This is a genomic window from Streptomyces sp. CA-210063, from assembly GCF_024612015.1.
Taxonomy (GTDB): Bacteria; Actinomycetota; Actinomycetes; order Streptomycetales; family Streptomycetaceae; genus Streptomyces.
On sequence record NZ_CP102512.1, the window covers coordinates 5423018 to 5445707 of the forward strand.

The window sequence follows — 22690 nt, forward strand, 5'->3', positions numbered from 1 at the left end:
TATTCCGCCCGACGACCGGCTCCTTCGCTCCCTCGGGAGGCAGGCTCAGCGGTCGACGATGCGGTCGAACTGTGTGGTGGTGTGCCGCAGATGAGCCACCAGTTCCTCGCCGACCTTGGGCTCCGGGGCGTCCGACGGCACGAAGAGGATCGACACCTGCATGTGGGGCGGCTCGGCGAACCAGCGCTGCTTGCCGCCCCAGACGAATGGAGAAAGGTTCCGGTTGACCGTCGCGAGGCCCGCCCGGGCGACGCCCTTGGCGCGCGGCATGACGCCGTGCATCGCCTTGGGGGCCTCCAGACCCACCCCGTGCGACGTACCGCCCGCCACGACCACCAGGAAGCCGTCGGAGGCAGCCTTCTGCTGCCGGTAGCCGAAGCGGTCCCCCTTGGCGACACGGGTGACGTCCAGTACGGCCCCGCGGTACTCCGTCGCCTCGTGGTCGCCCAGCCACAGCCGTGTGCCGATACGGGCCCGGAAGCGGGTCTGCGGGAACTGCTGCTGGAGGCGGACGAGGTCCTCGGCCTTGAGGTGGCTGACGAACATGGTGTGCAGCGGGAGGCGGGCCGCGCGCAGCCGGTCCATCCAGCCGATGACCTCCTCGACGGCGTCCGAGCCGTCGGTGCGGTCCAGCGGCAGGTGGATGGCGAAGCCCTCCAGGCGCACGTTCTCTATGGCCGCGTGGAGCTGCGGAAGCTCCTGCTCGCTCACACCGTGCCGCTTCATCGAGGACATCACCTCGATGACGACACGGGCGCCCACGAGGCCGTACACGCCGTCGACCGACGACACGGAGCGGATGACGCGGTCGGGCAGGGGTACGGGCTCTTCAGCGCGTCGGTAGGGCGTCAGCACCAGCAGGTCGCCGCTGAACCAGTCCTTGATCCGGGCCGCCTCGTACGTGGTGCCGACGGCGAGGACATCCGACCCGAGGCGCGTGGCCTCTTCCGCCAGCTTCTCGTGCCCGAAGCCGTAGCCGTTGCCCTTGCAGACGGGGACGAGTCCCGGGAACTGCTCCTGAACGTGCTTGTGGTGTGCCCGCCAGCGCGCGGTGTCGACGTAGAGCGTGAGCGCCATGGCCGGTCCCGGAACCTTTCTAGTGGCTGCGGTGTATCAGAGGTATGGAAGCAAAAACGGGGGCGTCAGCGGCGCGACATGTAGATGTCGAGCGCCTTGTGGAGCAGCTTGTTCAGTGGGAAGTCCCACTCACCGAGGTATTCGGCGGCCTGGCCGCCCGTGCCCACCTTGAACTGGATCAGGCCGAAGAGGTGATCCGTCTCGTCCAGAGAGTCGGAGATGCCACGCAGGTCGTAGACGGTCGCGCCGAGGGCGTAGGCGTCGCGCAGCATGCGCCACTGCATCGCGTTCGAGGGCCGGACCTCACGGCCGATGTTGTCCGATGCGCCGTACGAGTACCAGACGTGCCCGCCGACGACCAGCATCGTCGCGGCGGACAGGTTCACGCCGTTGTGGCGGGCGAAGTAGAGCCGCATGCGGTTGGGGTCCTCGGTGTTGAGGGCCGTCCACATGCGCTGGAAGTACGACAGCGGGCGAGGCCGGAAGCGGTCACGCACGGCCGTGATCTCGTACAGCCGCTGCCACTCCTCCAGGTCCTGGTAGCCACCCTGGACGACCTCGACGCCGGCTTTCTCGGCCTTCTTGATGTTGCGGCGCCACAACTGGTTGAAATTCTTGTGGACCTCTTCAAGCGACCGGTTGGCGAGCGGCACCTGGTAGACGTAGCGGGGCTGTACGTCACCGAAGCCGGCCCCGCCGTCCTCGCCCTGCTGCCAGCCCATGCGGCGCAGCTTGTCGGCGACCTCGAAGGCACGCGGCTCGATGAAGTCGGCCTCGATGTCGCGCAGCCGCTTCACATCGGGGTTCTGGATGCCCGCCTTGATGGAAGTGGCCTCCCAGCGGCGGATGATCACCGGCGGGCCCATCTTCACCGAGAAGGCGCCCTGCTGCTTCAGATGCGCGAGCATCGGCTCCAGCCAGTCGGTGAGGTTCGGCGCGTACCAGTTGATGACCGGGCCTTCGGGCAGGTAGGCGAGATAACGCTTGATCTTGGGCAGTTGGCGGTACAGCACCAGGCCGGCACCGACCATCTCATCGGTCTTGTCGTCGAACCACCCGAGGCTCTCGGAGCGCCACTCGGCCTTGACGTCGGCCCAGGCCGGGACCTGCATGTGGCTAGCCGCGGGCAGGCTCTGGATGTACGCCAGATGCTGCTCTCGGCTGATCGTCCTCAGGGTCAGGCTCATTCGGGGTGCTCCTCGGCTGGTGTGTCCCCATGGGTACAGGGGCTCCGGCTCTCGCGCCGAAGCCTACTGCGCCCTGCGGACGCCCCGAATGGCCGTATGGAACCTGGGGCCCGGCCGGTAGGGGGCCGGGACGTCAGGCGGTGTTATTCGGCCGCTTGGTCCGATGTAAGGCGGCGGACAGCGAAGGACACGGTCCGGCGGCCGTGCGGCCGCCGGTACGGGGTCAGCCTATGACCCCACCGAAGAGGCCTCCATGGGCCATGCCGAGGAAGAAGCCAACGGCCGAGGCACCAAGACCCACAATCAGGCCGAAGCGTTCACGAGTCGTCTCCGAGATGAACTGCCCGTACGCGCCGGTCAGGATCCCCACCAGCCCGGTCCAGGAACTGAGCAGGTGCAGATCGTGGAACATCGCCGTGATGAAGGAGACCGCCCCGAGCACGAGCGTCACGGCGAGCAGGGTGTCCTGCACGGGGTGGGGCTTGTCATCAGTGGCGAGCAGGGAGCCGGCGATGTTGGGTCGCAATGTCTGTGCCATGGGGCACCTCCTGCGGAAGCGGCGCATCGTAGCGCCATACACACCCGATGTGTACAGATTGACGGTCACCGCCACCGGATTTCAACCGGAAGCGGGTGTGCGGGTAGTCTGTACCGTCTGCACCGGTGTCTGCCCAGGCCATGACAGGGATCCCCAGCGGGGACCCCCGATTGTCAGTGGTGGCCGATACCGTTGCGTACGCATCACGACCCTCCTGCCACGGAACGACCGTGGCCGCTGAGTCCAAAGGAGGTGGGTTCCACATGCGTCACTACGAAGTGATGGTCATCCTCGACCCCGATCTGGAGGAGCGCGCTGTCGCCCCCCTGATCGAGAACTTCCTCTCCGTCGTCCGTGAGGGCAACGGAAAGGTCGAGAAGGTCGACACCTGGGGCCGTCGTCGTCTCTCGTACGAGATCAAGAAGAAGCCTGAGGGCATCTACTCGGTCATCGACCTGCAGGCCGAGCCTGCGGTCGTCAAGGAGCTCGACCGCCAGATGAACCTGAACGAGTCGGTCCTCCGGACCAAGGTCCTCCGCCCCGAGACCCACTGAGCTCGCGCTCAGCTGATCCCGGGATCCGAGTAGCAGCACAAGCAGCCAGCAGCAAACCCGCCGAGAGGTTCCCCCATGGCAGGCGAGACCGTCATCACGGTCGTCGGCAATCTTGTCGACGACCCCGAGCTGCGCTTCACCCCTTCCGGTGCGGCGGTCGCGAAGTTCCGTGTCGCGTCCACCCCCCGCACCTTCGACCGTCAGACCAATGAGTGGAAGGACGGCGAAAGCCTGTTCCTGACCTGCTCGGTCTGGCGTCAGGCGGCGGAGAACGTCGCCGAGTCGCTCCAGCGAGGCATGCGCGTCATCGTGCAGGGCCGGCTGAAGCAGCGGTCCTACGAGGACCGTGAGGGCGTCAAGCGCACGGTCTACGAGCTGGACGTCGAGGAAGTCGGCGCCAGCCTGCGCAGTGCCACGGCCAAGGTCACCAAGACCGCCGGCCGCAGTGGCCAGGGTGGTTACGGCGGTGGCGGTGGCGGTGGCGGCCAGGGTGGCGGCGGCTGGGGCGGAAGCCCCGGTGGCGGCCAGCAGGGCGGCGGCGCTCCTGCCGACGACCCGTGGGCCAGCGGCGCTCCCGCCGGTGGAAACCAGGGCGGTGGCGGCGGCTGGGGCGGAAGCTCCGGCGGCAGCGGTGGCGGCTACTCGGACGAGCCCCCCTTCTAAGACACTTCGGGCCGGATCACCGGTCTTCGAGGTCGAGGGTGGGGCCGTACCCCAAACTTCTTGATCACACAGGAGATACACCATGGCGAAGCCGCCTGTGCGCAAGCCGAAGAAGAAGGTCTGCGCTTTCTGCAAGGACAAGGTCACGTACGTGGACTACAAGGACACGAACATGCTGCGGAAGTTCATTTCCGACCGCGGCAAGATCCGTGCCCGCCGCGTGACCGGCAACTGCACGCAGCACCAGCGTGACGTCGCCACGGCCGTGAAGAACAGCCGTGAGATGGCGCTGCTGCCCTACACGTCCACCGCGCGCTAAGGAAAGGGTGACCGACGAATGAAGATCATCCTTACCCATGAGGTCTCCGGCCTCGGCGCTGCCGGCGACGTCGTCGACGTCAAGGACGGCTACGCTCGCAACTACCTGATCCCGCGGAAGTTCGCTATCCGCTGGACCAAGGGTGGCGAGAAGGACGTCGAGCAGATCCGTCGTGCTCGCAAGATCCACGAGATCCAGACCATCGAGCAGGCCAACCAGGTCAAGGGTCAGCTCGAGGCCGTCAAGGTCCGTCTGGCTGTCCGCTCCGGCGACGCCGGTCGTCTCTTCGGTTCCGTCACCCCGGCCGACATCGCTTCCGCGATCAAGGCTTCCGGTGGCCCCGAGGTCGACAAGCGCCGCATCGAGCTGTCTGCTCCGATCAAGACGCTGGGCGCCCACGAGACGTCCGTGCGTCTGCACCCCGAGGTTGCCGCCAAGGTCAACGTCGAGGTCATCGCGGCCTAAGGGTCACGCTCGCTGAAGCGGTGTATGGGGCCGCACCCTGTGAGGGGTGCGGCCCCACATGCTTATCGGGGGGGCGATGTTTCACGTGAAACGACGCCCAGTGGGAGCCGAGCCCTCAGCGCGTCGCCCCGGTGACGATCCAGAGCCCGGAGCGGGAGCGCAGCCACAGGGTCACCATGCGGGTCGCCATCATCAGCGTCATGGCGGCCCAGAGGGCGGTCAGTCCACCACCGAAGGTGGGGACGAGCAGCGCGGCCGGGATGAAGATCGCCAAGGTCAACAACATGGCCCGGGCGAGGTAGGGGCCGTCTCCCGCGCCCATCAGTACGCCGTCGAGCACGAAGACGATTCCGGAGATCGGCTGGGCGAGCGCCACCACGATGAAGGCGGGGAGCGCGGCTTCCTGAACTCCCTGGTCGCCGGTGAAGAGCGGAATGAACAAGGGGCGGGCGACGATCACCAGGAGTCCCAGGACGGTACCCGTGGCGATCCCCCACTGCACCATGCGCCGGCAGGCCTCGCGGGCGCCCTCGGTGTCACCTGCGCCGAGGTAGCGGCCGATGATGGCCTGCCCGGCGATGGCGATCGCGTCCAGGGCGAAGGCGAGCAGGCTCCAGAGCGACAGGATGATCTGGTGCGCGGCGATGTCCTCGTCCCCGAGGCGGGCGGCGACTGCGGTGGCGATCAGCAAAATCGCACGCAATGAGAGCGTACGGACCAGCAGAGGGACTCCAGCCTGGGCCGAGGCGCGTATGCCGGTGGCGTCGGGGCGCAGTGAGGCGCCATGCTTGCGGGCACCGCGGATCACGACCCAGAGGTATGCGGCGGCCATGCCGACCTGGGCGATGACCGTGCCCCAGGCGGATCCGGCGATGCCCAGGTCAGCGCCGTAGACAAGGCCTGCGTTCAGTGCGCCATTGGCGACGAAGCCCGCGACAGCGACGTAAAGGGGTGTCTTCGTGTCCTGGAACCCGCGCAGGACGCCGGTGGCGGCGAGCACGACGAGCATGGCCGGGATACCGAGTGCCGAGATCCGTAGATAGGTCGTGGCGTAAGGAGCCGCAGTGTCCGAGGAGCCGAAGAGAGTCACGAGGGTGGGTGCGGTGGGAACGACGACAGCGACGACGGCGGCCCCGAGCAGCAGGGCGAGCCAGATGCCGTCCATGCCTTGGCGAATCGCGGCCCGCAGATCGCCGGCCCCCACGCGTCGGGCCACAGCGGCCGTGGTGGCGTACGCCAGGAAGACGAAGACGCTCACCGCAGTGACGAGGAGGGCCGAGGCGACGCCGAGACCGGCCAGCTGTGCGGTGCCGAGATGGCCGACGATCGCGGTGTCGACCATCAGGAAAAGAGGCTCGGCGACGAGCGCGCCGAAGGCCGGAACGGCCAGCGAGACGATCTCTCGATCGTGCCGACGCCGGGTGGCTCTGGGGGTCGCGGAAGCCTGTGTCATGAGCACCAATCTAATCTTCCACAGGTAAGAGATGCAATGTACTAATGCCTATTACATCTCGCATGGTCGGGTGCGCTGTCGGGCACTGATCGTGATGATCTTGATCCAGTCGGGAAAGTTTTTCTTCTGCACAGCCGGTGGACGCTAAAGATGCAGGTCAGAGTGGTTCTCATGGAAAGGGCGAGGTCTTGTTCACAGGCCTGTCCACCGAGTCGTGCACAGGTTTTGCGGGGTTCTCCACAGCATCTGGAGCGTCGTCCACATGGCCTGTGGATAACCAGATTGGCTGACGGTGCCGACGGGCCTACGGTGGTGCGACGCCCGCTCCTCGGCAGATCACGGAAACCTCGGAAAACCGACGCGCCAGAACCGGAGTTGGGCCTCTCACTTGTCAGTGTCGTGCCGTAGAAATGAGAAGCACGGCGAGGTCCGCTCGGCGGACGGGAGGAGGCCGCTCGGTGAGCATTTCCGAGCCCTTGGACGACCCGTGGGCCGACAGCGGGCCCAGTGATCGTCTGCCCTCCTCCCGCCGCCGCCAGGACGGCGGTCGCAGCAGGGACGAACGGCACGACCGAGGCCGGGACAACGCGGAGTGGGATGGCGGAGGATCGGCCTTCGAACGCGTACCACCGCAGGACCTGGACGCCGAGCAGTCCGTTCTCGGCGGCATGCTGCTGTCCAAGGACGCCATCGCCGACGTGGTCGAGATCCTCAAGGGCCCCGACTTCTACAAACCGGCACACGAGACCATCTACCAGGCGATCCTCGACGTCTACGCCAAGGGCGAGCCCGCCGACCCCATCACCATCGCCGCCGAGCTCACCAAGCGCGGCGAGATCACCAAGGTCGGCGGCGCCTCCTATCTGCACACCCTCGTCCAGACGGTGCCGACGGCGGCGAACGCGGAGTACTACGCGGAGATCGTCCATGAGCGTGCCGTCCTGCGCCGCCTCGTCGAGGCCGGCACCCGCATCACCCAGATGGGATACGCGGCCGACGACGACGTGGACGAGATCGTCAACAGAGCCCAGGCCGAGATCTTCGCGGTCACCGAGCAGCGCACCACCGAGGACTATCTGCCGCTCGGCGACATCATGGAGGGCGCGCTCGACGAGATCGAGGCGATCGGTTCGCGGTCGGGGGAGATGACCGGTGTGCCGACCGGCTTCACCGACCTCGACCAGCTCACCAACGGCCTGCACCCGGGACAGATGATCATCATCGCGGCCCGTCCCGCCATGGGTAAGTCCACGCTGGCACTGGACTTCGCGCGCGCCTGTTCGATCAAGCACAACATGCCGAGCGTGATCTTCTCGCTCGAAATGGGCCGCAACGAGATCGCGATGCGTCTGCTGTCGGCCGAGGCGCGCGTGGCCCTGCACCACATGCGGTCCGGCACGATGACCGACGAGGACTGGACGCGCCTCGCCCGCCGGATGCCGGACGTCTCGGCCGCGCCGCTCTACATCGACGACTCCCCGAACCTGTCGATGATGGAGATCCGTGCCAAGTGCCGGCGTCTGAAGCAGCGCAACGACCTGAAGCTCGTGATCATCGACTATCTGCAGCTCATGCAGTCCGGTGGCAAGCGGTCCGAGAGTCGCCAGCAGGAAGTCTCGGACATGTCGCGAAACCTGAAGCTGCTGGCCAAGGAGCTGGAGCTGCCGGTGATCGCACTGTCACAGCTCAACCGTGGTCCCGAGCAGCGTACGGACAAGAAGCCGATGGTCTCCGACCTGCGTGAGTCGGGATCGATCGAGCAGGACGCGGACATGGTGATCCTGCTGCACCGAGAGGACGCCTACGAGAAGGAGTCGCCGCGCGCGGGCGAGGCGGACATCATCGTGGGCAAGCACCGTAACGGTCCGACGGCCACGATCACGGTCGCCTTCCAGGGCCACTACTCACGGTTCGTGGACATGGCGCAGACCTGATCCAGCAGAAATGCGCTCGACGCGAGGTGTGGCGCCCGATGGACTTGGTGCATGACGACATCTCAGGAAGAGCTGCTTCCCGCCACGCGCCGGGCTCTGCTGCATCGCATCGCCGTCGCTCAGGCCGAGGGACGGGCGCCGTCGCTGGTCGCGGCGGTGGTCAGGGGCGGGGAGACGGTGTGGAACGGGGCGCGGACCTCCGTGGAGGGGCACGCGCCGGACGCGAACGTGCAGTACCGGATCGGCTCGATCACCAAGACCTTCACCGCCGTTCTGGTCCTGCGGCTGCGTGACGAGGGCGTGCTGGACCTCGGCGACCCGCTGGACAAGCATCTGCCGGGCACCGGCGCGGGGGAGGCGACCATCGCCGAACTGCTCGCGCACACCGGCGGACTGGCGGCCGAGTCGCCGTCGCCCTGGTGGGAGCGGACCCCCGGCTCCCTGCGCCCCGAACTCGCCGATGTGCTCGGCGAGCAGCCCCACCGGCATCCCGTCGGCCGCCGCTTCCACTATTCCAACCCCGGTTTCACACTCCTCGGCGCCCTCGTCGAACAACTGCGGGGCGCTCCCTGGGAGGACGTCCTGCGTCACGAGGTGCTCGAACCGCTGGGCCTGCGCCGTACGACGTGGCACCCGGAGGCGCCGCACGCCGGCGGCTGGGCCGTGCATCCCTGGGCGGACGTGATGCTGCCGGAGCAGGTCGAGGATCTGGGCCGGATGGGCCCGGCTGGGCAACTCTGGTCCACTGCGGCGGACTTGGCGCGCTTCGCGGTCTTCTTGGCCAAGGGGGACGATCGTGTGCTGGGCGCGGAGTCCGTCCTGGAGATGCGGACCCCGGCCGCGCCGGGGGAGGCCGCCGATGTGTCGGCCGGGTCGGCGTACGGGCTCGGTATGCAGCTTCAGCACCGGGACGGCCGGTTCCTCGTCGGCCACAGCGGTTCGGTTCCCGGCTTCCTCGCGAACCTGACGATCAGCGTCGAGGACGATGTGGCGGCCGTCGTGTTGGCCAACTGCACCTCCGGGCCGGTGGTGTCGGAGGTGGCCGCCGACCTCGTACGCATCGTGGCGGCGGCCGAGCCCCGGATTCCCGAGCCGTGGATGCCGCTGCCTCAAGTGGACCGCTCGGTCCTGGAGCTGGCCGGACCTTGGTACTGGGGCACGCACAGCTTCGTGCTGCGACTCGTCGCCGACGGAGGCGTCTCGTTGGAGCCGCTGTCCGCCACGCTGCGCAGTGCTCGGTTCCGGCCCAACGACGACGGCAGTTGGGTTGGGCTCAACGGCTACTTCGCCGGAGAGCTCCTACGGGCTGTACGAAGGCCTGACGGGACCGTGAGCCACCTGGACCTCGGGTCCTTCGTGTTCACGCGTCAGCCGTACGACGAGGGGGCTCCGGTGCCGGGTGGAGTGGATCCCGAAGGCTGGCGCGGGATCTCGTAGGCGTCGTTCTGGCGATGGTGGGGTTCTCGTTCGCCTTGTTTCACGTGAAACACTGCGTGAAACAGCGCCCCACAGGCACTACCGGGCCGCTCCTCACAGCGGCCGTTTGAAGCCCACGTGGGTCGCTTCGAAGCCGAGCCGCTCGTAGAAACGGTGGGCGTCGGTGCGTGTGGCGTCGGACGTCAGCTGCACCAACTGGCAGCCCCGGTGCCGTGATGCGCCGATCGCCCACTCGATGAGCTGCGTGCCGAGACCGCTGCCGCGCTCATCGACGTGGACGCGTACACCTTCGATGATCGAGCGGGTGGCACCACGTCTGGAGAGCCCGGGGATGATCGTGAGCTGAAGCGTGCCGACGACACGGCCCTCGCGAACGGCGACCACCACGTGCTGGTTCGGATCGCCCCTCAGGTGCTCCAGCGCGGTGAAGTACGGGGCCAGGTCGTCCGGCGACTCGCGTTGAGCTCCCAAGGGATCGTCGGCCAGCATCGCGACGATCTCCGGGACGTCGACCTTGGTCGCCGGGCGAATTTCAAGATCTCCCATGGACGCACCCTACGCAGGCGCGTTGAGTGCCTCCACCACGCGGACCAGAGGGGCCAGCTCAGGGTTCTTCGCCGCCTCGTCGAGAACTCCGCGCAGGGCGGCGTCATTTGGTGGGGCGTGCCTCCGCGAGAAGCTTGAGGCCGGCCTCGGAGACGTCGGTGTAGATGCCGCGACGGTCGGTCGGGCACGGGTAGCGCGCGAGGAGACCGCGGTCCTCCAGACGGGTGATCAGCCGGGTGGCGGCGCTCTTGCTGAGGACCACCGCGTCGGCGACCTGCTTCATCTGCAGGTGCCCGCCTTCGCCGTCGTGCTGGCGGCTCAGTACGTCGAGCAGGGAGTACTCGCGCACGCTCAGACCGTGGCCGGACTGCAGTGCGCGTTCGCTGCGGGACCGATCCTCCCGTGCAACAAGGAGACCGTAGCGAACGTCGTCGGAGTCCCGCTGGGCACCCTCATCGGTCAGTCCGTCGGCTGGCGGGTCACCTTCGCCGGAGTGGCCGCGCTGGGTGTCGTCGGTCTGCTGGGAATCGCCCGGCTGGTTCCCGAAATGCCCAGGCCGGAGGAGGTGCGCCTGCGCCACGAAGTGGCCGCCTTCAAGAACGTCCAGGTCCTGCTCGCCATGGCGATGACGGTGCTGGGCTTCGGCGGTGTCTTCGCAGCCATCGCCTACATCGCGCCGATGATGACGCACGTCGCCGGCTTCGTGGGCGGCAACCTCGTGGGCGGCAAGTACGCGGACCGCGGGCTGATGTCCATGCGGTACGTCGGGTGCCCTGGCCGTCGTCCTCGCACTGCGGGAGCGGGAGTGGGAACTGCCGAGCAGCGGGCAGCCGTCCACCGCTGACCGCCGACGGCCGGCCGCACCCGCTGGGACCCGCGCTTCAGCACGCCGCCACGGTCAGCGGGGCGAACCGCCGGGACCAGTCACCCGGCAGCTCGGAAACTCCGTACGTCATCACCGAGTTGAAGGCGATCGACGTCAGGCCGCGTTCCTTCACCCACGTCAGCAGTTCCTCATGGCGTACGTCGATGTCGGTGCGCAACGGCCGGTCGGTGTGGGCGGCCAGGGAGGCGATCAGCGCCTTGGCCGTCTGCGTGTCCCGGGCGATCAGCGGGCCGACGACATGGTCGTCCATGTTGGGCCAGGCGGCCGTGTATCCGATGATCCGGCCGTTCTCCTCGGCCACGCGCAGCTGATCGGCGAAAGCGGGGAGCCGGGTGAGGATGTGGGTGCGATCCGTGCCGAAGACTTCTTCGTCGAGCCGGACGATCGTGGTGAGGTCCTCGGCCGTGGCCGGGCGCGTGGGGACCGAGGGATCAGGGCCGCCCGGTGTGAAGTGCCCACGAACCATCTCGGCCTGTCCGATGATCTTGAAACCCAGTTCCTCATAGAGCGGACGTCCGTACGGAGTCGCGTGCAGGGTCAGCGGGGTCGTACCCATCTCCGAGAGGACATGGCGCATCAGACGGCGGCCGATGCCCTGGCGGGCGTGCCGCTCGGCGACCAGAACCATGCCGATCGCCCCCAGAACCGGACGGCCCGCCGGGCCGTACTCGGTTACTACACAGGCGGTGACGAGACCACCCTCGGGGTCATCGATGCCGTACCCGGTCCCGGCCGTGAGGAGCAGCCCCCACTTGTGTTCCTCACGGGGCCAGCCCCGGTCCTCGGACAGATCGGCGCAGGCGGTGAGATCGCGAGGCGTCAGACGGCGGATGGGCAGGGCGGCGGGGGAAGGTGTCGGCACGCAGGTCAGGCTGTCCGACACGAGCCCTTGGCGTCCACCGGTTTGCGGTCAGACGTACGCCCTTTTGGCCATCTCGTGCACAACCGCACAGCGCGCGGACCGATGTTTCACGTGAAACATCGGTCTCCAGCCACATGCGTGCAGGCATGGTTAGTCTCGGCTCCCATGACACGACTGCACCTGTTCGACTTGGACGGGACTCTGCTCCACCGCACGGCGGCCCCGGTCGAGATCTCGCGGCAGCTCGGCCTGGACAAAGAGATCGCCGAGCTCGAACGGGACTTCGTTACGCGGCGCATCGACTCACGGGCGTACGCACAGCTCGTCCACGGTCTGTGGGCCGGGCTCACCGAGAGCCATGTCGTCGCGGCCTTCGAGGGTGCGCCGTGGCTTCGGCGCATTCGGGACACCTGGGCCGAGATCCGGGACCGGGGGGAGTACTGCGCCGTCATCTCGCTCTCGCCCTCTTTCTTCGTTGAGCGGCTCACGGCCTGGGGTGTGCACGCGGCGTACGGTTCGCGCTTCCCCTCGGTGCCCTTCGCCGAGCCCGTCGATCCGGCCGGGATCCTCACACCGGCGGCCAAGGTGGAGATCGCGGATCGGCTCTGCGCGAAGTTCGGGCTGACCCGCGCCGATTGCGTCGCATACGGCGACTCCCTCTCCGACGCGGAACTCTTCGGTACTGTTCCGATCTCGGTCGCCGTGAATGCCGATCGGCATCTGGTGGGGCTCGCCACTCACTCGTACATGGGGCAGGATCTGTGGGATGTCTATGAATTAGTGCGACGCGCCCGGTAATTGAAGGAATTGTTGATTCGCGCCCGTTGAATTCCCGGCACGGCAAGGGGGGACTTGTGTGTGGCGCGCCTGCCGGTAGGGTCGAGTCCGGTTCGTGTCCGAAGCGAGATGCAGTCGTCTCATGTCGCGGGTGCGAACGCAGCTCAATGCAGCCTAACCGGACAGGGAGATCGAGGACCTGCGTTTGCCGTTACGCGGTGGGGGCGTTCGTGAGCTGTGGAACGCTGCGGTGAGTGCTGCGGCTCACGTCACACTCTCACCTACTTGTCCGTACGGAGCGGGAACCCGGATTGAATGTGGCCGCATTGGTCGTCGGGAACGAACGGGGAAAAGCAAGGCCGTCCGCGGGGGAAAGCGTGCGACTTCCGACTGGGGAAGCGCGCAGATCGACCGAAAGATGCTCGAGGCGAGGCACACCATGGACGCTCCGACCACCACGTCGGCCGGCAACGGCACTTCGGGGGACAGCGACGGAGGCGGCTGGTTCACACCGCGCACGTCTCCGCCGTCCGCTGGCGGAGATCAGGAGCCCGAGGGCAACCGCCTCGCCGCCCTGCGGCCCGTGGGCCGGTCCCAGGAGCCGCCGAACGGCCCGCAGCAGAACCGGGACGGCGCCGCGCGGGAGCGAATACAGACCTCCGCGGACCTTCCGCCCAGCGCCCCGCCTCGCCCCCAACCGGACCAGGCTGCTCAGGAACAGGGCTCCGGGCACTCCGTCTTCGACGCCCGGGTACCCGTCCAACGCGCCGACCGTACAGCCCCCGTCTCCCCCGACGCCGTTCTCATCCGGCGCACCATGGCCGAGATCGGGCCCGTCGCCGACAAGGTCACCTCGTACTTCTACGCGCTGCTCTTCGTCCAGCACCCGGAGCTGCGCTCGATGTTCCCCCCGGCGATGGACGCCCAGCGGGACCGCTTGCTCAAGGCGTTGCTGACCGCGGCCGAGCACATCGACAACGCCCCGGTCCTCGTCGACTATCTGCAGAACCTCGGTCGCGGCCACCGCAAGTACGGCACCCAGGCCGAGCACTACCCGGCCGTCGGTGAGTGCCTGATCGGTGCGCTGAGCCGGTACGCCAAGGGGAGCTGGGACGACGAGACCGAGGCGGCCTGGGTCCGGACGTACACGACGATCTCCCAGGTGATGATCGACGCGGCGGCGGCGGACGAACTGCGCTCCCCGCCCTGGTGGCTCGCCGAGGTCGTCTCGCACGATCTGAGGACCGCGGACATAGCGGTCCTCACCGTCCGTCCGAACCAGCCGTACTCCTTCCTCGCCGGGCAGTACACAACCCTGGAGACCCCCTGGTGGCCGCGGATCTGGCGGCACTACTCATTCGCCTCGGCGCCTCGCTCGGACGGCCTGCTGTCGTTCCATGTGAAGGCGATCTCCGCGGGCTGGGTCTCCAACGCGCTCGTGCACCGTGCCCGGCCCGGCGACGTTCTGCGACTGGGCCCGCCGGCCGGCGCGATGACCGTCGACCACACCACCGACGGCGGACTGCTCTGTCTGGGCGGCGGCACCGGTATCGCGCCCATCAAGGCCATCGTCGAGGACGTCGCCGAGCACGGGCGGCACCGCCCGGTCGAGGTCTTCTACGGAGCCCGCACCGGCCAGGACCTCTACGACCTCGACACGCTGCTACGGCTGCAGCAGAGCAACTCGTGGCTGGAGGTCCGCCCGGTCGTGGATCGGCACGGACTGCTCCAGTTGCCCGACGCCATACGCGACCACGGACCCTGGAACGGGTACGACGCGTACCTCTCGGGCCCGCCCGGGATGATCCGCAGCGGTGTGGACGCGTTGAAGGGCGCCGGCATCCCCTCGGAGCGCATACGCCACGACTCGGTGGAGGAACTGGTGGCCGCCGGAGACTGACCAGCGAGGTCTCCGCGGGGAGTGGATGGCGGCCGTCGGCGGAAGGTCAGCCCAGGTCGTGCGCGTGCATCGCCCGTACGCCCTCGATGTTTCCGTCCAGGTAGTGCCGCAGGGACAGCGGAACGAGATGCACGGAGGCGATGCCGACCCGGGTGAAGGGGATGCGCACGATCTCGTACTCGCCCAGAGGCTCGTCCACCTCGGGACCGTGCCGCTTGGAGAGGTCCATGGACTCCAGGCGGCAGACGAAGAAGTGCTGGACCTTCACGCCGGTGGCGCCGTCCTCGCCGATGTGCTCGACGGTGTCCACGAAGCAGGGCACCACATCGGTGATCTTCGCGCCGAGTTCCTCGTGCACTTCGCGGTGGAGCGCGTCGACGACGGTCGTGTCCTCCGGCTCGACCCCGCCGCCCGGCGTCAGCCAATAGGGATCGACGCCCGGCTTGGTCCGCTTGATCAGGATCAGGTCGTCGCCGTCGAGCAGGACGGCACGGGCGGTGCGCTTGACCACGGGTCGTACGGTCATGGGAGAAATGTGGCCCTGCATGTTCCACGTGAAACATCGGAAGCGAGGAAGGGGGCGTCCTGGCGCTCGCGACGGGTCCGCCGTCGGCACCCGCTTCCGTCGAGCGATGGGGAAGGTCGTCTCAGGACCAGTCCGCCGCCGTCCGCAGCAGCCACTCGTGTGCCCGCGCGATGTGCGGCATGGCCAGGGTGCCCGTACGGGCCACCAGGAAATACGTCCGCAGAGGGGGCACCGCCGGATCGAGGAGTGCGACGACGTCACCGCGCTCCAGGGCGGAGGCGCACAGATAGCGGGGCAGCACGGCCAGCCCGGCGCCGGAGATCGCGCAGGCGAGGACCGCGCGCAGGTCCGGGACGACCACGGTGCCGGAGGTGGCGGGCCTGGAGTCGAAGACCGAGGCCCAGTAGCGCGCGACGAACGGCAGTGACTCGTGTACCTCGACGACGGGGAAGTCCTCCAGCTGGTGCGCCTCCTTGCGGCGCAGCTTGCCGGGAGCGATGCGGTCCGCCCAGCGCGGGGCGGCGACCAGGACATGCTCCTCGTCGCAGAGCGGCGTCGCGGTGAGCAGGGTGCCGCGCGGCTGGGCGGTCGTGATGGCCAGGTCGTGGTGTCCGGCGGAGAGGCCCTCCAGCGTCTCGTCCGCGTTCCCGAAGGAGACCCGCAGCGCGAAGCCCTGACCATCGTCCCTGGTCAGCTCGGTGAGTGCGGGCAGGGCCCGCTCGGCGGTGAACTCCGGTGGGCCGGCGAGATGGAGGGTCCGTAAGGAGGAGTCGTCCTCGAGGCCCGTCTCGGCGATCTCGACCAGCGCGTCGAGATGCGGCGCCGCCTTGTGGGCGAGTTCGTCGCCGATGGTCGTCGGGGTCACTCCCCGGGCCTGGCGCAGGAAGAGCGGGCGGCCCAGCTGGCGTTCGAGGGTGCGTATCTGCGAGGTGACGGCCGGCTGCGAGAGGCCGAGCAGGGCGGCGGCGCGGGTGAAGGAACCGGCCCGGTGCACGGTCACGAACGTTCGCAGTAAGGCCAGATCCATGGTCGCCCCTCCCCTCCCCTCGCCGCCCTCGGAGCGCCCAACTATAAATAAGTCGATAGGCCTCTGTCGCTACTGTGATTGGACACTGACGCAGAGTCAACTAGCCTTGTTCGCGCGGTTCTTCGCGCGCAGAACCGGGGACGGTCCGAGCCACGAGGGGGGAGGCTCGGACCGTCCGTTGTGCGTAGCGCAGTACTAGTCGGTAGCCACAGCGAGCGCACGCAGCACATCCGCCACCAGATCGTCCGTGTCCTCTGCGCCGGCCGAGAACCGGATGAAGCCCTCCGGAACCGCGTCGCCTCCCCACCGGCCGCGCCGCTCGGCGGTGGACCGCACCCCTCCGAAGCTCGTGGCGTCGTCCACGAGCCGGAGCGCGTCGAGGAAACGGTCGGCACGCGCGCGCGTGGGGAAAGCGAACGACACCACGCACCCGTAACGCCGCATCTGCTGCGAGGCGATCTTGTGCGAGGGGTCGTCGGGCAGTCCCGGGTAGCGCAGCCCGGTCACCTCGGGCCGTCCCCTGAGCGCCTCGGCCACGGCCAGGGCGTTGGCGCTCTGCCGGTCGGCGCGCAGCTGCAGCGTGGCGAGCGAGCGGTGCGCGAGCCAGGCCTCCATCGGGCCCGGGATCGCTCCGACGATCTTGCGCCAGCGCCGTACACCCGCCATCAGCGAGGCATCGCGCCCGGCGACGTACCCCAGCAGCACGTCTCCGTGTCCGGTCAGCTGCTTGGTGCCGCTGGCCACGGCGAAGTCGGCGCCCAGGTCCAGCGGACGCTGCCCGAGCGGGGTCGCCAGGGTGTTGTCGACGGCGACGAGACAGCCACGCGCGCGTGCCGCCTCGCTGAGCCGCCGCACGTCGCACACGTCCAGCCCCGGGTTCGACGGTGTCTCGAGCCAGAGCAGCTTGGCGCCGTCCAGCGCGTCGAGCTGGGCGTCGCCGCCCGTGGGAGCGCTGCGCACCTCGATGCCGTACGACCGCAGCTGTTCACCCGCCAAGGGCAGCACGTTGTAGCCGTCGCTCGGTAGGACCAGGACGTCACCGGCGCGCAGCTGTGAGAAGAGGACGGCCGAGATGGCGGCCATGCCGGAGGCGAAGGCGACCGCTTCGGCGTCCTCCTGTCCCGGTGCCTCCAGTTCGCCGATGGCGCGTTCCAGGAGGGTCCACGTGGGGTTCTGGTCGCGCCCGTAGGCGTACGGGCCGGTGGGCTCGCCCGGCAGGTGGTAGTGGGCGGCGAAGACGGGCCCCGGGAGGGTCGGCTCGTGCTTGACGGGCTCGGGCAGACCGGCCCGCACCGCACGGGTGCCGTCACCGGCTCCCGCGGGGTTCTCCGTGCTCATGCGGCTCGTCCCTCCACCTTCTCGCGTACGGCGGCCAGCAGACCGGAACTCGCCGCTTCCACGAGCTCCAGGCACTCCTCGAAGCCGTCCATGCCCCCGTAATAGGGGTCCGGAACGTCGAGGTCGTCGCCCGCAGTGGGGTCGTAGGAGCGCAGGAGCCGGATCTTGTCCGCGTCCGCCGCGGTCGGCGCGAGGCGGCGCAGGGCCTTGAGGTGACCTCTGTCGAGGGCGATGACAAGGTCGAGGCGGGAGAACCAGGAGACCTGGAACTGCCGGGCCGCGTGGATACTGCCGTAGCCGTTCGCCTCCAGCACGGAGATGGTGCGGGGATCGGCGGCGTCGCCCTCGTGCCAGCCGCCCGTGCCCGCGCTGTCGACCTCGACCAGGTGGTCGAGCCCGGCCTCCTCCGTACGGGCGCGGAAGACGGACTCGGCCATCGGGGAGCGGCAGATGTTGCCGGTGCAGACGAAGCAGACTCGGTAGGTCATGCCGGACCCTCAGTCCCGGTCGGGGAGGACGAGGTGGAGCGCCCAGGCGACGATCGAGATGATCAGGCCGCCGAGGACGGCGGTCCAGAACCCCTCCACGTGGAAGCTCAGGTCGAGCATGTCGGCCAGCCACGAGGTGAGCAGCAGCATCAGGGCGTTCACGATCAGCGTGAACAGGCCGAGTGTCAGGATGAACAGCGGGAGGGTGAGCAGCTTCACGAGCGGCTTGACCACCGCGTTCACCAGGCCGAAGACGAGCGCGACCAGCAGGAGCGTGCCGACCTTCTTGCCCGTGCTGTCCCCGGTCAGCGTGATCTTGTCGAGCAGCCATACCGCGACCGCCAGGGCACCCGCGTTGGCGATCGTCTTGACTAGGAAATTCATCATGTGTCTGATCGTGGCAGAAGCGATCGGTACGAGCACTGGGCAGGGGCGACTAAGTCGATGAAGGCATTCCGGTTGGATGAACTGGAGGCGGAGCGCGCCGCCAATGACGGTGCCTACCTGCAGTTCCTGCGCGAGCGGAACATGTCGGTCGGCCTGTACGCGCTCGATGCCGGCGATCTCGACCCGCAGAAGCCGCACAGCCAGGACGAGGTGTATCTCGTCGTGAGCGGCCGCGCCTCGCTCACGGTCGGCTTCGAGACCACCCAGGTGGCGCGCGGCAGTGTCGTGTACGTGCCCGCTGGGATCGCCCACAAGTTCCACCACATCACCGAGGACTTGAGGGTCGTGGTGGTGTTCTCTCCGCCGGAGGGCTGACGTCCGCTTCGGTGTTCCCTAGGGGGACGATCAGGGACGGACAAGGGGTGCGAAGCCCCCGAACGGCCCCTTCGCGGCCCTAGCATCGATGGCAGGACAGCAGAAAGCCCGGAATCAGTGCCCCGGTGGCGGGGCGACGGGTGGAGACACAAGGAGCAAGGGCGATGCGGGAGATCTTCGCGGGGATGCCGTGGTGGGTGAAGTGGATCGCGGTGCCGGTCATCGCTCTGCTGGTGTTCGGAGGGCTGATAGTCAGCGTCGTCCAGGTTGTGGTGGGCCTGCTCTTCAAAGTGCTGGTCTTCGTGGCGCTGGTCGGCGGACTGATCTATGTCGTACGGAAGTTCACGGCGAGTTCCTCGTCGCGCGGCGACTGGTGAGGCGTCAGCACCGCGCAACAGCTGAGGCGTGAGTGGGTGAGGCCCGGTCAGGGCAGTGCGGTAACAGGAACGTGAGGTTCCCTCGCCAGAGGGAAGTTTCCCGGCGGGGCCGTCTGCGGGCGGTGACAGGCGGCTAGAGTCCGGAAACTCATCGCGGGCTCGACCCCGCGGGCGGCGCACCTCCCTCCCGTGTCCCCCGCACGGGCGGCCCTCCTCTCGCTTCGGGAGTGACCCTTGGCCACGGCTGACACCGCACCCGCAGAACCGCTCTTTCCACCCGCCAGGCCGCGTTCCCGGTCGACACAGAGCGCCGTTCCCCCCACCCAGCCGGGACCCCGATCGACACCGACGGCCGCCACGGAGCAGCCGCGCGTCCGGGCCACGGAGGCCCATGCTCAGCCGCCCCCGCCGCGTACGACACCCTCGAAGGCCCCGGTTCCCCCGGTGCAGCCATGGACCTCGCCGGGCGAGGAGAGCGTGCGATGCACGGAGCCTCCCGCGACGCAGCCGCAGGCACAGCCCACGGCACCATCGCCCCGGGCACAGACACCGCCGACGGGGCTCGTCCGCCCCGTGCCGCCTCACGGGCACCCTTCGGGAAGGGGAGCGCGCATTCCGTCCCCGGCAGCCCAGCCGGGCGGGTCGGAGGCGAACGCCGGCACCCTGATCGGCTCCGTACAGCGGGCGATGCGACTGCTGGAGGCTGTCGCAGAGCGGGAACTGGGGGCGCCCGCCAAACAGTTGGCGCGGGACGCCGGGCTCGCGCTGCCCACGGCGTACCACCTGCTGCGCACGCTGGTGCACGAGGGCTATCTGTATCGGGACAAGGGGCTGTTCTTCCTCGGTGAGGCGGCCGAGCGGCTGAGCAGCAGCGGAGCGCAGCAGAAACGTCGCAGCACGGTGGGCGAGGCCCTGGCGCACTGGCGGGACGTCCTCGGCGTCCCCGTCTACTTCGCGATCTACCGGGACGGCGAGATCGAGGTCAAGTGCGTCGCCGACAGCCCGAGCATCCCGGCGGTCGAGGAGTGGGCCGACTTCCGTGAGACGGGTCACGCGCACGCCATCGGGCAGTGCCTGCTGTCCCAACTCGGTGATGAGGCCCGCCGCGACCACCTGGAGCGCTATCCGGTGCAGTCGCTCACCCCGTACACGGTCCGTGACAACGAGACGCTGCTACGGCGCCTCGACCGGATCGGGCGGATGGAACCGGTCGTCGAGCGGCAGGAGTACGCCCTCGGGACGGTCTGCGCCGCGATCCCCATCACCGTGGGGACGACCGCCGGGACCCTCGCCATCTCGCTGCCCTCGCACCAGGCCGATCGGCTGCTGCCCGTGGCCCATCAGTTGCAGACCGAGATCGGAAAGCTACTAGGGACACTCGCGATCTCTATCAGCATCTGAAAAATCACTCCTTGTGATCTCTCGTGTACTTTCAGCAAACTTCCAGGGGTGTCAGGCGGATGATTCCTGGCCAGTCGACGAACACGGCGGGGTAGGCGATGCGCGAGTCGGTACAGGCAGAGGTCATGATGAGCTTCCTCGTCTCGGAGGAGCTCTCCTTCCGCATCCCGGTGGAGCTGCGTTATGAGACCTGTGATCCCTACGCCGTGCGGTTGACCTTTCACCTGCCCGGCGACGCTCCCGTGACCTGGGCCTTCGGGCGGGAGCTGCTCATCGACGGTGTGGGGCGGCCGTGCGGGGACGGGGACGTCCATATCGCGCCCGCCGATCCGGAGACGTTCGGCGAGGTGCTGATCCGGCTTCAGGTGGGCACTGATCAGGCGCTGTTCCGGGTCGGCACGGCGCCGCTGGTGGCCTTCCTGGACCGCACGGACAAGCTTGTGCCGCTGGGGCAGGAGCGTTCCCTCGCCGACTTCGACACCCTGCTCGACGAGGCGCTGGACCGCATCCTGGCGGAGGAACAGAGCGCGGGCTGAACCGTTACGGCGCCGGGGTGCCGTAACGCTTCAGCGCTTGCGGCGGCGGCCCTTCCCGCCTCGTGCCGGAGCGGGCACGGCCGCCGCTTCCGGGGCGCTGGGGCGGTCGGCCGAGACGACGAGGGCGGCCAGTGCGGTGGTCACCGGGACGGAGGCCACCAGGCCGATCGAGCCGACGAGCGTGCGCACGATCTCCTCGGCGACCAGTTCGCTGTTGGCGACCGTGCCGACACTGCTCTGCGCGATCGAGAAGAGGAGCAGCAGGGGCAGCGCGGCACCGGCGTAGGCGAGGACGAGGGTGTTGACCACCGACGCGATGTGGTCCCGGCCGATCCGGATGCCCGCGCGGTACAGCCCGCGCCAGCCCATCGACGGATTGGCCTCGTGCAGCTCCCAGACCGCCGACGTCTGGGTGACCGTCACGTCGTCGAGGACACCGAGCGAACCGATGATGACGCCCGCGAGCAGCAGACCGCTCATGTCGATCGTCGGATACAGCCCGTGGATCAGGCCGGTGTTGTCGTCCGTGTTGCCGGTCAGATAGGCCCAGTCGATGAACAGCGAGCCCAGCAGGCCGATCAGCAGCAGCGAGATCAGCGTGCCGAGCACCGCGACCGATGTACGGGCCGACAGACCGTGGCACATGTAGAGCGCGATCAGCATGATGGCGCTCGCCCCGACCACCGCCACGACCAGCGGGTTCGAGCCCTGCAGGATGGCCGGCAGGATGAAGAGGGTCAGCACCAGGAAGCTGATGGCCAGCGCCACCAGGGCCATGACACCGCGCAGTCGGCCCACCACCACGACGACGAGGGCGAAGATCCCGGCGAGTAGCGCCATCGGGAGTTTCCGGTTCACATCGGCGACCGAGTACTGCAGGTCCTTGGGCGCGGCGGGCTCGTAGGCGACCACGACCTCCTGACCCTGCTCCAACTGCCGTGACTGGTCCGGCTGAACGATCTCCGTGAACGTACGGCCCTTGTCCTTGCCGGTGTCGACCCGGATCGTGGCCTTCTTGCAGGTGCCGTTCGCCTGCTGCTGGGCGGACGAGCCCTCGGCGGTGGATGTGTCGCCGGTCGGAGGGACGCCCGAGGCGTTCACCGATGAGCAGTCGACCTCCTCGACCTTGGTGACGGTGGCCTGCTGCGTCTGCCGGTCGAAGCCCACCCCGGTGCGCTCGTGCGCCGGTGCGCCGCCGGGCCACAGCACGACGAGGCCCACGACGACCGCGGTCGCGAAGGGGATCAGCACCGCCGCGATGACCTTGCGCAGGTGCTTCGAAACGGGCGCGGCGGGTCCGTGGCTGTGACTGTGGGAGTGGCCGCCCCCGGAGGGCGGGCCTTGGCCATGTCCGTCACCGGGGCCGTGGCCGCCCCCGGAACCGTATCCATGGCCACCGTCGGAACCATGGCCACGGCCGTTTCCGGGGCCATGGCCATGGGGCGGTTCGGGGGGCGGAGGCGGGGGCTGCTGCGTCGTGGTCACCGACCGATCATCGCAAGAACGAGCGATGCCCACTGTTCACCGCGCCACATCTGCCGCTAGCGTGGGGGCACCTTTGCACACGCGGGAGCTCGGAGCACCGGGCTGAGAGGGCGCTGACCTCCGCAGACGCGATGTTTCACGTGGAACATCGC

Annotated in this window: 25 protein-coding genes and 1 pseudogene; 13 read left to right on the forward strand and 13 right to left on the reverse strand. The window is 68.5% G+C overall.

All coding sequences use genetic code 11. The annotated features are described in order from the left end of the window. Positions 1-45: 45 nt before the first annotated feature. The 3 genes from JIX56_RS23565 to JIX56_RS23575 form a co-directional block, all read right to left on the reverse strand. On the reverse strand, positions 46-1077 hold the full coding sequence (locus JIX56_RS23565; protein WP_257543276.1) for an alanine racemase: 1032 nt from the start codon (positions 1075-1077) through the stop codon (positions 46-48). A 65-nt stretch (positions 1078-1142) separates the two neighbouring features. After that, on the reverse strand, positions 1143-2264 hold the full coding sequence (gene femX / locus JIX56_RS23570; protein ID WP_257543277.1) for a peptidoglycan bridge formation glycyltransferase FemX: 1122 nt from the start codon (positions 2262-2264) through the stop codon (positions 1143-1145). Between the two features lie 223 nt (positions 2265-2487). Then, positions 2488-2802, reverse strand: a complete 315-nt coding sequence (locus tag JIX56_RS23575; RefSeq protein ID WP_257543279.1) for a hypothetical protein — start codon at positions 2800-2802, stop codon at positions 2488-2490. Positions 2803-3065: 263 nt separating this feature from the next. Here JIX56_RS23575 and rpsF point away from each other — a divergent pair, with 263 nt between their 5' ends. From rpsF to rplI, 4 genes are all read left to right on the forward strand, one after another. Then, positions 3066-3356 (forward strand): 30S ribosomal protein S6, encoded by a 291-nt coding sequence (gene rpsF, locus JIX56_RS23580; RefSeq protein WP_005482942.1) that lies wholly within the window; start codon positions 3066-3068, stop codon positions 3354-3356. A 75-nt stretch (positions 3357-3431) separates the two neighbouring features. Continuing rightward, positions 3432-4019, forward strand: a complete 588-nt coding sequence (locus tag JIX56_RS23585; RefSeq protein WP_257543281.1) for a single-stranded DNA-binding protein — start codon at positions 3432-3434, stop codon at positions 4017-4019. An 82-nt stretch (positions 4020-4101) separates the two neighbouring features. Then, the gene (gene rpsR, locus JIX56_RS23590; RefSeq protein ID WP_003949403.1) at positions 4102-4338 is read left to right on the forward strand and encodes a 30S ribosomal protein S18; all 237 of its coding nucleotides are present in this window, start codon (positions 4102-4104) and stop codon (positions 4336-4338) included. Positions 4339-4356: 18 nt separating this feature from the next. Then, complete coding sequence (rplI, locus tag JIX56_RS23595) at positions 4357-4803, forward strand: 50S ribosomal protein L9 (protein ID WP_257543283.1); 447 nt, start codon at positions 4357-4359, stop codon at positions 4801-4803. A 115-nt stretch (positions 4804-4918) separates the two neighbouring features. Here the strand turns inward: rplI and JIX56_RS23600 are convergent, their stop codons facing one another. Then, the gene (locus tag JIX56_RS23600; protein WP_443031866.1) at positions 4919-6265 is read right to left on the reverse strand and encodes an MATE family efflux transporter; all 1347 of its coding nucleotides are present in this window, start codon (positions 6263-6265) and stop codon (positions 4919-4921) included. Between the two features lie 449 nt (positions 6266-6714). On the opposite strand from JIX56_RS23600, the gene dnaB reads away from it, so the two are divergent. Continuing rightward, positions 6715-8190 (forward strand): replicative DNA helicase, encoded by a 1476-nt coding sequence (gene dnaB, locus JIX56_RS23605; protein WP_257543287.1) that lies wholly within the window; start codon positions 6715-6717, stop codon positions 8188-8190. Positions 8191-8241: 51 nt separating this feature from the next. Beyond that, the gene (locus tag JIX56_RS23610; RefSeq protein WP_257543289.1) at positions 8242-9627 is read left to right on the forward strand and encodes a serine hydrolase domain-containing protein; all 1386 of its coding nucleotides are present in this window, start codon (positions 8242-8244) and stop codon (positions 9625-9627) included. Between the two features lie 93 nt (positions 9628-9720). Here the strand turns inward: JIX56_RS23610 and JIX56_RS23615 are convergent, their stop codons facing one another. Both JIX56_RS23615 and JIX56_RS23620 read right to left on the reverse strand, forming a co-directional pair. Beyond that, complete coding sequence (locus JIX56_RS23615) at positions 9721-10173, reverse strand: GNAT family N-acetyltransferase (RefSeq protein ID WP_257543290.1); 453 nt, start codon at positions 10171-10173, stop codon at positions 9721-9723. 9 nt (positions 10174-10182) lie between these two features. Next, positions 10183-10629 (reverse strand): annotated as a pseudogene (locus tag JIX56_RS23620) (MarR family winged helix-turn-helix transcriptional regulator). On the opposite strand from JIX56_RS23620, the gene JIX56_RS23625 reads away from it, so the two are divergent. After that, a complete protein-coding gene (locus tag JIX56_RS23625; protein WP_331597567.1) occupies positions 10628-11017 on the forward strand; it encodes a hypothetical protein in 390 nt (129 codons plus the stop codon). The pseudogene JIX56_RS23620 and the gene JIX56_RS23625 overlap by 2 nt on opposite strands. Positions 11018-11054: 37 nt before the next feature. On the opposite strand, the gene JIX56_RS23630 is transcribed toward JIX56_RS23625, so the two are convergent. Beyond that, positions 11055-11921, reverse strand: a complete 867-nt coding sequence (locus JIX56_RS23630) for a GNAT family N-acetyltransferase (RefSeq protein WP_257543294.1) — start codon at positions 11919-11921, stop codon at positions 11055-11057. 165 nt (positions 11922-12086) lie between these two features. Between JIX56_RS23630 and JIX56_RS23635 the strand changes: the two genes are divergently transcribed. Both JIX56_RS23635 and JIX56_RS23640 read left to right on the forward strand, forming a co-directional pair. Then, entirely contained in the window at positions 12087-12719 is a 633-nt protein-coding gene (locus JIX56_RS23635) for an HAD family hydrolase (RefSeq protein WP_257543296.1), read from the forward strand. Positions 12720-13137: 418 nt separating this feature from the next. Next, positions 13138-14598 (forward strand): globin domain-containing protein, encoded by a 1461-nt coding sequence (locus tag JIX56_RS23640; protein ID WP_443031867.1) that lies wholly within the window; start codon positions 13138-13140, stop codon positions 14596-14598. A gap of 46 nt (positions 14599-14644) precedes the next feature. Here JIX56_RS23640 and JIX56_RS23645 read toward each other — a convergent pair whose 3' ends face one another. From JIX56_RS23645 to JIX56_RS23665, 5 genes are all read right to left on the reverse strand, one after another. Further along, complete coding sequence (locus tag JIX56_RS23645; protein WP_257543326.1) at positions 14645-15124, reverse strand: NUDIX domain-containing protein; 480 nt, start codon at positions 15122-15124, stop codon at positions 14645-14647. A gap of 121 nt (positions 15125-15245) precedes the next feature. Next, entirely contained in the window at positions 15246-16151 is a 906-nt protein-coding gene (locus JIX56_RS23650) for a LysR family transcriptional regulator (RefSeq protein ID WP_257543328.1), read from the reverse strand. Between the two features lie 195 nt (positions 16152-16346). Beyond that, positions 16347-17489: a cystathionine gamma-lyase gene (locus JIX56_RS23655; RefSeq protein ID WP_257543330.1), complete on the reverse strand. Its 1143-nt coding sequence runs from the start codon at positions 17487-17489 to the stop codon at positions 16347-16349. Beyond that, on the reverse strand, positions 17486-17977 hold the full coding sequence (locus tag JIX56_RS23660; RefSeq protein ID WP_257543332.1) for a low molecular weight protein-tyrosine-phosphatase: 492 nt from the start codon (positions 17975-17977) through the stop codon (positions 17486-17488). Before JIX56_RS23660 ends, JIX56_RS23655 begins: the two co-directional genes overlap by 4 nt. A gap of 9 nt (positions 17978-17986) precedes the next feature. Continuing rightward, positions 17987-18364 (reverse strand): phage holin family protein, encoded by a 378-nt coding sequence (locus JIX56_RS23665; RefSeq protein ID WP_257543334.1) that lies wholly within the window; start codon positions 18362-18364, stop codon positions 17987-17989. A gap of 57 nt (positions 18365-18421) precedes the next feature. Here JIX56_RS23665 and JIX56_RS23670 point away from each other — a divergent pair, with 57 nt between their 5' ends. The 4 genes from JIX56_RS23670 to JIX56_RS23685 all read left to right on the forward strand — a co-directional run bounded on the left by JIX56_RS23670 (position 18422) and on the right by JIX56_RS23685 (position 21053). After that, on the forward strand, positions 18422-18739 hold the full coding sequence (locus tag JIX56_RS23670) for a cupin domain-containing protein (RefSeq protein ID WP_257543336.1): 318 nt from the start codon (positions 18422-18424) through the stop codon (positions 18737-18739). Positions 18740-18903: 164 nt separating this feature from the next. Then, positions 18904-19116 carry a DUF5326 family protein gene (locus tag JIX56_RS23675; protein WP_257543338.1) on the forward strand — a complete coding sequence of 71 codons (213 nt, stop codon included), beginning with the start codon at positions 18904-18906 and terminating at the stop codon, positions 19114-19116. Positions 19117-19803: 687 nt separating this feature from the next. After that, a complete protein-coding gene (locus JIX56_RS23680; RefSeq protein WP_443031868.1) occupies positions 19804-20517 on the forward strand; it encodes an IclR family transcriptional regulator in 714 nt (237 codons plus the stop codon). A 98-nt stretch (positions 20518-20615) separates the two neighbouring features. Continuing rightward, complete coding sequence (locus JIX56_RS23685) at positions 20616-21053, forward strand: SsgA family sporulation/cell division regulator (RefSeq protein ID WP_257543340.1); 438 nt, start codon at positions 20616-20618, stop codon at positions 21051-21053. Positions 21054-21083: 30 nt separating this feature from the next. On the opposite strand, the gene JIX56_RS23690 is transcribed toward JIX56_RS23685, so the two are convergent. Continuing rightward, positions 21084-22538 carry a YibE/F family protein gene (locus tag JIX56_RS23690; RefSeq protein WP_257543341.1) on the reverse strand — a complete coding sequence of 485 codons (1455 nt, stop codon included), beginning with the start codon at positions 22536-22538 and terminating at the stop codon, positions 21084-21086. Positions 22539-22690: the final 152 nt, after the last annotated feature.